Annotated in this window: 9 protein-coding genes and 1 other RNA gene; 2 read left to right on the forward strand and 8 right to left on the reverse strand. The window is 32.9% G+C overall.

Annotated elements, in window-relative coordinates; all coding sequences use genetic code 11:
- Window positions 1-17: 17 nt before the first annotated feature.
- The 3 genes from rnpB to NFR82_RS05830 form a co-directional block, all read right to left on the reverse strand.
- An RNA gene (gene rnpB / locus NFR82_RS05820) (RNase P RNA component class B) lies at window positions 18-381 on the reverse strand.
- 29 nt (window positions 382-410) lie between these two features.
- Window positions 411-821 (reverse strand): DivIVA domain-containing protein, encoded by a 411-nt coding sequence (locus NFR82_RS05825; RefSeq protein WP_251717354.1) that lies wholly within the window; start codon window positions 819-821, stop codon window positions 411-413.
- Window positions 822-911: 90 nt separating this feature from the next.
- On the reverse strand, window positions 912-1,484 hold the full coding sequence (locus NFR82_RS05830) for an SLOG family protein (protein ID WP_251717355.1): 573 nt from the start codon (window positions 1,482-1,484) through the stop codon (window positions 912-914).
- Between the two features lie 59 nt (window positions 1,485-1,543).
- On the opposite strand from NFR82_RS05830, the gene recU reads away from it, so the two are divergent.
- On the forward strand, window positions 1,544-2,182 hold the full coding sequence (recU, locus tag NFR82_RS05835; RefSeq protein ID WP_251717356.1) for a Holliday junction resolvase RecU: 639 nt from the start codon (window positions 1,544-1,546) through the stop codon (window positions 2,180-2,182).
- Window positions 2,172-4,490, forward strand: coding sequence for a PBP1A family penicillin-binding protein (locus tag NFR82_RS05840; protein WP_251717357.1), 2,319 nt, complete (start codon window positions 2,172-2,174; stop codon window positions 4,488-4,490). Before recU ends, NFR82_RS05840 begins: the two co-directional genes overlap by 11 nt.
- A gap of 61 nt (window positions 4,491-4,551) precedes the next feature.
- Here the strand turns inward: NFR82_RS05840 and nth are convergent, their stop codons facing one another.
- The 5 genes from nth to NFR82_RS05865 all read right to left on the reverse strand — a co-directional run bounded on the left by nth (window position 4,552) and on the right by NFR82_RS05865 (window position 10,539).
- Complete coding sequence (gene nth / locus NFR82_RS05845; protein WP_251717358.1) at window positions 4,552-5,187, reverse strand: endonuclease III; 636 nt, start codon at window positions 5,185-5,187, stop codon at window positions 4,552-4,554.
- A 1-nt stretch (window position 5,188) separates the two neighbouring features.
- Window positions 5,189-5,839, reverse strand: a complete 651-nt coding sequence (locus NFR82_RS05850) for a DnaD domain protein (protein ID WP_251717359.1) — start codon at window positions 5,837-5,839, stop codon at window positions 5,189-5,191.
- A 70-nt stretch (window positions 5,840-5,909) separates the two neighbouring features.
- A complete protein-coding gene (gene asnS / locus NFR82_RS05855; RefSeq protein ID WP_251717360.1) occupies window positions 5,910-7,208 on the reverse strand; it encodes an asparagine--tRNA ligase in 1,299 nt (432 codons plus the stop codon).
- Between the two features lie 53 nt (window positions 7,209-7,261).
- The gene (locus NFR82_RS05860) at window positions 7,262-7,759 is read right to left on the reverse strand and encodes a hypothetical protein (RefSeq protein ID WP_251717361.1); all 498 of its coding nucleotides are present in this window, start codon (window positions 7,757-7,759) and stop codon (window positions 7,262-7,264) included.
- The gene (locus NFR82_RS05865; protein ID WP_251717362.1) at window positions 7,759-10,539 is read right to left on the reverse strand and encodes a helicase C-terminal domain-containing protein; all 2,781 of its coding nucleotides are present in this window, start codon (window positions 10,537-10,539) and stop codon (window positions 7,759-7,761) included. The genes NFR82_RS05860 and NFR82_RS05865 overlap by 1 nt, the downstream gene beginning before the upstream one ends.
- Window positions 10,540-10,581: the final 42 nt, after the last annotated feature.

Consider the following 10,581-nt stretch of genomic DNA (forward strand, 5'->3'; position numbering starts at 1 on the left):
ACTCAGCCAGTGTAAATTTCTATAAGCCACGTTTTGTTCCAATGATTCTGGCAAAATCACCTTCAGCAGCCATCTATCTTTATGTTTTAACATAATCCGATCTTTAGTTCATTTTCTTAGATCGAAACGCCCCCACCAAATTTGGGTTGCACACTCGCAGGGTTTACCTCGTTCCACCAAGATCGTTTCCAATCTTGCTACGTCACTGTGGCACTTTCAAGGATATTAACGCATATCAATGACTTAGCGCTTTCTCCGCCGTTATCTTAGTAAAAAGATCCTCCAGCTTATTGGGCTGAATACGATCACTACAAACATCGCAGCTTGTGTGTGCGTGGACTTTCCTCAGCTAACATAAGTTAACCGCGACTGCTCGAAATCTACACTATTAGTTATTATAGCAAAACATCTTACTTTTGTAAGCCATAAACTCGTTGTTCAAGATTATAAACTTTTCTTTCAAGAGTTGAAATTCTTTGAATAATTGCCATATTAGTTGAAATTTCACCTTGATTTTCATTATCATTTTCATCAACATGAACTACTGGCTTACGTCTTCTTGGAGTGTATGTTTTTACATCTTCGTTTTCTTGAGGTTTTGGTGCAGATGTTTGTTTCTTCTTAGCATCCATTAATTCTCTTTGTAAATTACCAATTTGTCCATATAAGTCTTCAATTATTTGATGAAAAGTTTCGTAATCAGAGATAACTTGATCTAAGTAGGCATCTACTTCATCAGGATCATAACCTTTAACTTTGTTTCTAAATTGTTTTTTCAGAATATCATCTGAAGATAGTTGGATATCTTTCAAATCTGCCATTAATTAACAGCTCCTTTACATTCAAGAATATTTTAGCAAAAAGAGTCCCACTATGGAACTGGTATTATCACTTTATTGAAAGTTTAATATTTAATTATCAAAATAACGTTCCATATTACGCTCTTCTTCATATTCATTGGCAATATCTTGTAAATCATAAAAATCAATTAAATGTAACGGATAATTATTTGATTCTTGATATTTTTTGATTAAATTATAATCATACTTCGACTTGCCAGGATGTTCTTCATCGTAGATCATCAGGGCTTGATCTGTATGCCGAAGCATAAAATTCTGATAGTTTCTCAACTGTACAGGACTCTTATAGGGAGTATTAGAGGTTGAAGCAAAAAAATCTACTTTATTCTTTAAATTAATAAATTTAGCTTGATTATTTTCATTCCATCGGTTTGAAAATTCTTCATATGGTGTCATGATTGAAATTTGAACTGGATACTCTTTTCTTAGTTCAATAGCTACTTCAGCAGCCCATTGTTCAATTCCTAAATTTGCACCAGTAATTACCCAGTCTATTTCACCTTCTTCAAGCAAAGATTTTAAGTAGTTTTTCAATGCATACTTTATAATAGTAATTTTGGGATCTTTTTCTCCAAAAACCGCTAATTCATAACTGCGGTAGCCAGTAACCCATATACGTTGCATTATGCAAAACCTCCCTTTTCTTCCTCTTTATTGCTATAATGCTAACAGGAGTGAGATTAATGGTCAAATATCCAAGCGGCAGCATGGCCGCTTATAGAAAAGCAGCAGAAAAAAATAAAACAATTCATAATGCTTTTAAGCCTCGAAAGAAAACTATTAACTTTTCTGATCGTGGTATGACATTAGAACAACAAATCAATGAATCGAATAAGTATTATTTAGATGAAGAAATTGCCGTAGTTCATAAAAAACCTACTCCTATTCAGATTGTTAAGGTAGACTATCCTAAACGATCTAAAGCAGTTATAAAAGAAGCCTATTTTAGGCAAGCTTCAACGACGGACTATAACGGAGTTTATCAAGGTTTTTACTTAGATTTTGAAGCAAAGGAAACAAGGAATAAAACTAACTTCCCGTTAAAAAACTTCCATGAACACCAAATTTTTCATCTAGAAGAATGTTTAAAGCAACGGGGTATATGCTTCACGATTATTGGTTTTACGAGTCTAAAGCGATATTTTGTAACACCAGCTAGCTTTGTTGTTACTGCTTGGAATACAAAGAATAAAAGCTCAATGACTCTTAAAGAAATTGAAGATCATTCTGTTGAAATTAAGAGTGGGTACCATCCTACCCTGCCATATTTGACAGCGGTAGATCATTTTATTGCAGATAGGAATATAGATAATGACAAATAATGAAAATAATTCTAATAATCGTAGAACAAGGCAAACCAAACGAGCCAAGAATCACATGTGGACTCAAGTAGTAAAATGGGTGCTATTAATTCTATTACTATTAGTAGTTTCAGGTATTGGTTTATTTGCATACTATGCAAAAGATGCTCCGAATATTAGTCAAGATCAACTTCAAAGTGGTGGAACATCAGCTTTATATACAAATGATGGGAAATTTTTATTGTCGTTAGGTTCAGAAAAAAGAACCTATGTGAAAAATTCTAAAATACCGCAACAATTAAAAAATGCGGTTGTTTCAGTCGAAGATAGACGTTTTTATAATGATAAGTTAGGTATTGATCCAATAAGAATTGTAGGTTCAATGCTTACTAATGCAAAAAGTAATAGTATTGCTGCTGGTGGTTCTACTATTACGCAACAACTTGTTAAGCTAACTGCCTTTTCAACTGATGCTTCACAAAGAACTTTGAAGAGAAAGTCACAAGAAGCATGGCTTGCTATGAAAGTGCAACGTGAATTTTCAAAAGATCAAATTTTAGAATTTTATATTAATAAGGTATATATGAACTATGGTAATTATGGTATGGGAACTGCCGCTAATTACTATTACAATAAAAGCTTAAAGCAACTAGACTTAGCTCAAACTGCTTTACTAGCCGGGATGCCTAATGCCCCTACCATCTATGATCCATATGTATATCCTGAAAAGGCAAAATATCGTCGTGATATTGTTTTAAAGACAATGCTTGAAAATGATAAAATTTCTAAGTCTCAATATGATCAAGCAACTCACGAAAGTGTTAAAAAGGGCTTAGTTAAGCATAAGAAAAATACTGAATCTAAAATTCGTCAAATTGATGATCCATACATTAAGGAAGTAATTACTGAAGTTAAAAATAAAGGTTTTGATCCATATAATGATAATTTAAAGATTACTGTTAATATTGATCAAGATGCCCAAAATGAATTGTATCGTCTGGCCAACGATGGTTCTGTTCCATTTACAAACGATAAAATGCAAATTGGTGCTACTGTAGTTGATCCTAATAATGGACACGTTGTAGCAATTCTCGGTGGACGACACTTACCTTCAGTTCAATTAGGTCTTGATAGAGCCGTTCAAACAGGTCGTTCAACTGGATCTTCAATTAAACCGGTATTGGACTATGCTCCTGCTATTCAATATTTAAACTGGTCAACTGCTAAAATCTTAGATGATAGCAAATATGTTTACCCAGGTACCAATATTCAATTATACGATTGGGATAATAAGTACGAAGGTGCAATGACTATGAGATATGCTTTGGAACAATCTAGAAATGTCCCAGCTGTAAAAGCATTACGAGAAGTTGGAGTCCCTCGTGCTTCTAAATTTGCTAAACGAATGGGCGTTAATGTTCCAGAAGATTCTGGCTTGTCCGTTGCCATCGGTGCCAATGCTTCAAGTTTACAAATGGCCGGTGCCTATAGTGCCTTTGCTTCAGAAGGTATTTATCATAAACCACAATTTGTTTCAAAAATTGAAACTCCGGATGGTTTGACTAGAAATTATGATTCTAGTGGCGTAAGAGTTATGAAGAAATCAACTGCATATATGATCACCGATATGTTAAAAGGCGTAATTAAATCTGGTTCAGGTACTTATGCTAAAATTCCTGATCTGTATCAAGCTGGTAAAACTGGTACAGTTAAATATTCTGATGAAGATTTAGCTAAATATCCAAGTTATAACTCTACTCCAAAGGATTCATGGTTTGTTGGTTATACTCGCAGTTATTCGATCGGTATTTGGACAGGTTATGATAACTTGAAAGACGGTACAATTTCAGGCGTAGGTCAACAATCTGCTCAACTCATGTATAAAAACATGATGTCTTACTTAATGAAAGATAAACCAAATACTAATTGGAAAAAACCAGATTCGGTTGTAAGGGCAAAAATTATCAAGAATTCTAATCCTCCAGAATTAGCTTCTGCTGGCCAATCAGGTGTATGGCAATTATTTGTCAAGGGACATGCTCCTGCTGGTATAAGCGACTCCTCTGCTGGATATGATGAGGATGATGAAGAAGTTGATAGTGATTCTAAAGATAATGACACTGTCAATAATAATAGTTATGATCAAAATAGATCTTCTAACTCTGACAATGAAGTAAAAGTTGAACAGCATCCTGAGAGAAATCAAAATACTGATGAAAAAACCCAATCTTCAAGTCAATCATCAAGAACTCAATCTTCAACAGCAGCTTCACAATCGAGTCGTAAAGAAGAAGAGCATCCTGATGATCATAATTCAGACGATGACTAAAACTTGTTAAAATTAAAAGACAGATAATCATTTTTGTTGATTATCTGTCTTTTTTATAGGATTAATTTTCAGGTGGTAAATATGAATATGGATCTGAATTTTTTGCCCTTGAAGGCATCGTATATCTGCCAAAAAGAATCATTGCATGGTGAGTATGTATCCATTCATTTTTTGGTAATAAGCTTTCTAACCTTTCTTCTACTTCATGTGGAGTTGCTTTTTCATCTACAATTTTAAACTTCTTTGAAATTCTTGAAACGTGAGTATCAACTGCAATAGCAGGAATTCCAAATCCTTCAGCCAAGACTACATTAGCTGTTTTCTCTCCCACTCCTGGCAAAGTCATTAATTCTTTCTTATTTTCGGGAATCTGACTATGATATTTTTCAACTAAAATTTGGGCAGTTTCTTTTAAGTGTTTTGCTTTTGAACGATATAATCCAATTTGCTTAATATCATTTTCAATTTCTGCAATAGAAGCATTAGCTAAGCTTTCTGGATTTGGAAAATCAACAATGAACTTCTTCATAACTCTATTAACCATTTTATCAGTAGTTTGAGCACTCATTAAAACTGCACATAACAAATGAAACTTATTATCCCATTGCAGCTCACCTTTTGCATCAGGATACATATTATCTATTCGTCTTAATACTTTTAATGCCTCATCATCACTTAACAATTTTTCTTTTGTCATTTTACCTATTCCTCTGTAAAAATTGTTTTATTTCTGCGGGAGTTTTTAAATTGTGTCTTTGCCAATTCAATAAAATTCGATCAACATATTTCAAGCTATATGCCTGCGATAAAACTGCTTCTCTGAGTGCTAACTCAATTATTTCGGGTTGATAGTGATCTAAATTAAGCCAAGCAGCTATTTCTTCTCGTTCTATCGGGCTTAAATACCTCCCAAATTCAATTTCGAATTTTCTTGATAATTGATTTAAAGGATTATTATCTAACTTATCAAATTCATCAAAATTTTCACTGTTTTTACCCTTAGGATTATCCAGTATTACATTCTCTTTTAAATATTCATCAAGTTTTTCATATAATCCAGTCAAATTATACTGATTGCCAATTCTTCCCTGAGAATCGGTTATTTGGTCAATTGAAAGATAATTTTGATCGATTAACTTTTGGATAAGACCAGCAACATCACCAACTGCTAAATTGGTATTAGATGAAATCTCTTCATTAGAGGGAAATTTATTTCCTCTTTGCAAAAAGGCCTCTAATTGAATTACTACAATTAATTCAGCATCTGATAATTGTAGCTTTGGATAATAAGCAATCAAACCATTTTGTAAAACTGTAAATCCTAGTTTTTGATAGTCATTAAAATTCATAATTTTTTCCTTAAAAAAAGTTGAACCAAAACAGTTCAACTTTTAGATTTATCTATATTATTAGTATAAATTAAGGTTCCATTCTGTTAATTAATCTTGGGAATGGTACAGCTTCACGGATGTGATCTAAGTGACAAATCCATGCAATTGTACGTTCAAATCCCATACCAAATCCAGAGTGAGGAACACCACCAAATTTACGAAGGTCTAAGTACCATTGGTAATCCTTCAAATTTAATCCAGCTTCTTCAATTTGTTGCTTTAAGATTTCGTAGTTACCTTCACGTTCACTACCACCGAAGATTTCACCATAGCCTTCTGGTGCAATTACATCAGCACAAAGGTATTCCTTTGGATTTTCTGGGTCCTTCTTCATGTAGAAAGGCTTAATTGAAGTTGGGTAATTCATAATGAATACTGGACGGTCGTATTGTTCAGAGATGTATGCTTCATCTGGAGCACCAAAGTCATCGCCCCACTTGAAATCACGACCAGCATCTTGAAGCATCTTAACTGCATCATCATACTTAAGACGAGTAAAGTTACCTTCAGTAGTTGGACGTAATTTTTCAGGATCTCTTCCCAAAATCTTAAGTTCATATTCATTGTTTTCAAGAACTTGCTTAGTCATATATGCTAAGTATCTTTCTTGAAGATCGAGTGATTCATCTTGGTGCATCCAAGCCATTTCTGGTTCCATCATCCAGAATTCAGTCATGTGACGACGACCCTTTGATTCTTCGGCTCTAAATGTTGGTCCAAAAGTAAAGATCTTACCGAATGCCATAGCACCAGCTTCACCGTAAAGCTGACCTGATTGTGATAAGTATGCATCATGATCGAAGTAATCTACGTGGAATAGTTCAGTAGTACCTTCAGGAGCTGAGTGTACAAAAATTGGTGCATCGAACTTAATGAATCCTTCTTTTTCGAAGAAATCAATAGTTGCCTTGAACATGGTATTTCTAATTTGCATAATAGCAAATGGGCGCTTACTTCTTAACCATAAATGACGGTGATCAAGCAAAAAGTCAACACCATGTTCTTTATTAGTAATTGGGTAATCTTCATTGTTTGAAACAACTTCTAAATTGGTGATTTGAATTTCATAGCCGAAGTGTGAACGTTCATCTCTATGAACTGTACCTGTAATATAGAAACTAGCTTCTTGACGTAAAGTCTTAGCTGCTTCAAAAACTTCATCTGAAACATCATTCTTACGAATTACCCCTTGGAAAAATGCTGTACCATCTCGTAATTGTAAGAAAATAATTTTACCACTTGAACGTTTATCTGTTAGCCAAACATGCATTCTAACTTCTTCATCAACATGTTTGGATGAATCTTTAATTGAAATCAATTCTGTCATAAAATTCTAACCACCTTTTTATCTTTCAATATAGCTATATAATACCAAAAAAATTACAAATTAGCGACTTCGTTTATTTCTTTTCCTGTTTTGAAATCATAAATTGAAAAATTATAATTTCCAGACTTATCAGTTGAAGCAACTTCCCAAACGGGCTTTGACTGATACCATCCAAGATTAACCCCGTTAATCTTTAAACCGGGATGATCAGCATTATAGGTTTTACGAACAGCACTTTCACTAACACCTTTAGTTCCTTGATATAAATAAGCCTTTTTAGTCTTGGGTAAATAAATGAAGTAGTAATCTTTTCCCTTGGCATTAGTCCCTTTTAAAGAATAGCTATTAACTCCTCTATCCAAATGATAGTAGGTCTGTATATTTTTTATTGGAGTTTTTTGCATAGCAATTTGTCTAATTTGTTGATCATTGCTTCTAGAAGGAGTTCCAGCTCTATAAAAAATCACTACACTAGCAATATAACCTACTATAGCGATAACCAACACCCATATTACAAATTTTATGGTTTGTCTTGTGTCTTCTTTAATCATTAGCTTAACTTATCTTTTAAATCCTTTTGTTTTATTTTTTGAACTTTGACCGGTATTGTATCTAAAAATGAAGTACCATAATCTTTTGACCATAATCTTGAATCAAGGATAACAAATTTTCCATGATCCTGCTCTCCTCTGATCAAACGCCCCATCCCCTGTTTAAACCTAATCAAGGCTCGAGGAATACTATCATTCTTAAAGACATTGATATTTGCTTCCTCCAAATGTTTTTGTCGCAACTTAACTTCAGGACGATCTGGGGACTCAAATGGTAATTTGGTAGCAATTACTAAATCAATTCCACAATCATGGAAGTCAATTCCTTCCCAAAAACTATCAGCTCCGATGATAATTGAACGTTTAGCTATTGAGAATCTTTTAGCAATTCGATTATTTGAACCTGTAATACCTTGTGCTAAAATTTCAAAATCTTTTAGATTAGGATTATTAACAATATCTGTAAATACATCATGAATTTTTTCTAGATTTGTCATTAAAACTAAAACATGATTCATTTTATCTAAATCATTAGTTAAAATCTCTTCTAAATCTGTCAAATATTTTTCGGTATTAGGACTAGGCATATCTTGAATAGCAAATACCTCTAAATGCTTGTTAATATCAAAGCTACTCTTACCAATAAAGGTAATTGGATTTAGTTCTTTTAAACCTAGTTCCGAGATAGCATATTGGAAATTATTGCTACTAGTTAATGTTGCACTAACAAATAAAATATGATCAAAACGTGAATAGATACTCTTTAGCTGCTCTGAAACATCTAATACCATCCAGTGTAAGTTACTACTCAATGGATCATCAGGATTGGTAACCATTAATACGAAACCACTCTGAGAAAGATTGTTCTTATTTGAAACAATTTCCGCAAGTTGGTAACTTTTTTCAGTATAGTAGTCCATACTGTCAATGATTTCTGCAAGTTCATTAAGTGCAGCATCATCACCTGAGGATTCAGAAATATGAGATTGATACAAGTTAAATAATATTTGATTCGTTAATTGTCGCACTTGTTCAAGTTTTTGAACAAATAAATTTAGCTTACTATTAAAAATATTATCCTTCGAAAAGAGTTCATTACCTGAAAAACTAAGTTCAATACTTCCACTTGCTAATACATTTTTGTTTACTGCTTGATCTTTTTTACTATATAAGAATTTTTGTAAATCATTAATAGTATAAATTAAATCTAAAATCTGAGAATCAAGCTTATTAAATAAAAAGTTTAGTTCTACATTTTCTGTAATTTGCGATTGTATTAAACCACTGTCACCATAATATAGAATATTCTTTAAATGGTTTAAAACCCCTATTAAACTTTCGAATCTTAAAGCATCATTTCTTGAACTGATCACATTATCCGTAAACCTGTGTGCTTCATCGATTACTAAATAAGGATTTTGTCCCCAGATTGTATCCATATAATGGTTAGCTAGATATGCATGATTCGTTACTAAAATGTCGGCAGATTCTTGCCTTTCTCGAGCTAAATTCCAAAAATCCACTTCCGCAAATTTACTGCTTACTCTCGCATCCCCTGGATGAGAAATCTGTGTAAACAATGGATTCTTATAATTAGTCAATTGCAATTCATCTAAATCACCAGTTTTAGTCTCTGTTAACCAAACCAAAATTTGCATTTGTAATACAAGTGTTGGCTTATTTGGACTGGTCCTAAAAATAGTTTGAACAAAACCATCCAAATCAATATAGTGACTACTTGCTTTTACGACTTCTGCAGATAAATCTAGTTTAGTAATCTTTAAAAGTTGCGGTATTTCCTTTTCTAAAATTTGATTTTGTAAAACTTTAGTTGGTGCAGCTATTACTAGTTTTCTACTTGAATAAAGCTGGTAGGCATAGGCAAACAAATAGGCGAAAGTTTTTCCTGTTCCATTTGGTGCTTCTACTAACATTGCTCTTTCGTTAGGATCCACTACAAATTGATGAATGTGATTTATCAATTCAACTTGGGACTTACGATAATTTACATGAGTTTTAAATAATTTTTTCTTGATCTCATCATCTTTAGGAAAATCATGATCTTCGCCAGCAATATTTGCACGAATGTCATGATGTTGTCGCTGCAAGATAATATTTCTTACCTGCATATACTCTTTTGACAAAGGTCTTTTTTGCTTACGGTAATAATCTGCAATTTTAGTAAAAATCCATGAAGTATCTCTAACTAAACCTTGTGCTAATGAACTTAAAGTATTAAGAGTAGCTTGTGGCAGACTTTCGATTTTTTTAATGATCTTAATTAATAAAACAGCAGTACCATAAGCATCTGAATCTGCTCTATGATGATCTAAGTGCTTAATATTTAATCGATCAGTTAAATCTCCCAACTTATATGATGGTAATGTTGGAAAGGCAATTTTAGCTAATTCTACAGTATCAATTGCTTTAATATTTAGTGGATCAAAGCCATGCTCTACTAATTCATAATTTAAAAAAGGAAAATCGAAGTTAACATTATGTGCTACAAAAATTGTATCTTTTAAAATTTCACTTATTTTAGGTGCATAGTATGAAAAATCTTTTTGATCTTTTACATCTTCATCACTTATCCCGGTCAAGTTTTTAACTGAGAGAGGAATCTCTCTGAGTGGATTAATCATAAAGGAATAAGTCTTTACAACTTTCATATTTTTCACAATAGCACAACCAAATTGAATTATATGATTGTTGTTTTCTCTCTGAGTTCCTGTGGTCTCTAAATCGACTACAGCGAAAACATCATTTTTAAAAACAGACAATTAATTCATCCCCCTTTCTTATGATACTTTATTTGAACATAT

The organism is Lactobacillus agrestimuris (assembly GCF_943193025.1).
Classification (GTDB): Bacteria; Bacillota; Bacilli; order Lactobacillales; family Lactobacillaceae; genus Lactobacillus; species Lactobacillus agrestimuris.

Excerpts from the sequence above, each read along its gene's own strand:
- NFR82_RS05825 (WP_251717354.1), bottom strand. The coding sequence starts at position 821 with ATGGCAGATTTGAAAGATATCCAACTATCTTCAGATGATATTCTGAAA.
- NFR82_RS05830 (WP_251717355.1), bottom strand. The coding sequence starts at position 1,484 with ATGCAACGTATATGGGTTACTGGCTACCGCAGTTATGAATTAGCGGTT.
- recU (WP_251717356.1), top strand. The coding sequence starts at position 1,544 with ATGGTCAAATATCCAAGCGGCAGCATGGCCGCTTATAGAAAAGCAGCA.
- NFR82_RS05840 (WP_251717357.1), top strand. The coding sequence starts at position 2,172 with ATGACAAATAATGAAAATAATTCTAATAATCGTAGAACAAGGCAAACC.
- nth (WP_251717358.1), bottom strand. The coding sequence starts at position 5,187 with ATGACAAAAGAAAAATTGTTAAGTGATGATGAGGCATTAAAAGTATTA.
- NFR82_RS05850 (WP_251717359.1), bottom strand. The coding sequence starts at position 5,839 with ATGAATTTTAATGACTATCAAAAACTAGGATTTACAGTTTTACAAAAT.
- asnS (WP_251717360.1), bottom strand. The coding sequence starts at position 7,208 with ATGACAGAATTGATTTCAATTAAAGATTCATCCAAACATGTTGATGAA.
- NFR82_RS05860 (WP_251717361.1), bottom strand. The coding sequence starts at position 7,759 with ATGATTAAAGAAGACACAAGACAAACCATAAAATTTGTAATATGGGTG.